Annotated in this window: 1 protein-coding gene; it reads right to left on the reverse strand. The window is 55.2% G+C overall.

Translation table 11 applies throughout. The features are described 5' to 3' along the window. Nucleotides 1-801: 801 nt before the first annotated feature. Nucleotides 802-1,003: hypothetical protein (locus DCO47_RS27170; RefSeq protein WP_218279825.1), on the reverse strand; the 202-nt coding region annotated here is incomplete at its 5' end.

The following is a 1,003-nucleotide window of genomic DNA, read 5'->3' on the forward strand; positions in this document are numbered from 1 at the left end:
AGCGTGGGGTCTACAACATAGACGGGGCGATATTTTGGCGAGCTTGGTGGAGCGCCTAGATCTTCAGGTTTGAGGTAGTAGTCGAGAGCGCGGTCGGTGGCCTCTTTGACTTTTTGCGAGTCGAGATCGGGGCCGTGGGGGGTTGGCGGGTTGGGGGTTACTTTGAACATGGGCGTGCTCCAGTTTCGAGTATTGGGAGCCAGCACCCTCGCTACCAAACGAAGGGTGGTGGCCATACGCAGGTTGGTAGACCGGTCGAAACAGGAAACCCGGCGCTCACAAAGGAGCCCCACGCATGCCCACCATAAAAGCCGAGCCCCGAATCGGGACTGCATACGGTGACGCTATACAACGGTTTCGACGCGGGCTACCAAACCCCATCACTGTTTTCCAGTGACCAAGAAACGATATAGCCAACCTCATAGCCGCGTAAGCCGGCGGATTCTGGCGTAGGCGTAGGCAATGGCGCAAGGAGTTGTAGCCGGGATGGCGTAACGGATCGTGTAGTTTAAACATAGGAATTTGAAGATGTTTAATTGCTGGGATTGCCTCTGACAGGCAGGTGGTTTGATGTCGTCTGGAAGGGAGCTTTCGCGAGCAGGCTCGCTCCTACACTGGATCTGCGCCAATCACAAATTATGCTCCCGACACCGAGCCCCTGTAGGAGTGAGCCTGCTCGCGATGAGGCCTTCTTTGCCGACAACGATCTCACTTAAGCACTGCAGAAACTGCCTACAACTGCGCCAGAATACGCCGACTGGTGCGGGTTGAGGCCAGGTTCTATCGTTTGCCGTTCGCTACTCAATCACGCAGACCGGCCAGCATGAATACAACCCCCGCCCGAAAACCCGCTAAACAGAAAATTCGAAATGAGCTGACATTCCTTGATGTTCGGCAGGCCGCACGTGATGGGCAGAACGTGTTCGATAAATTTGTGATCACTGGCAGGCTACCCATCACCAGATGAATCAAAAAGATCGCAGCCTTCGGCAGCTCCTGCACG

It is taken from the genome of Pseudomonas sp. NDM (genome assembly GCF_003105095.1).
Lineage (GTDB): Bacteria > Pseudomonadota > Gammaproteobacteria > Pseudomonadales > Pseudomonadaceae > Aquipseudomonas > Aquipseudomonas moraviensis_A.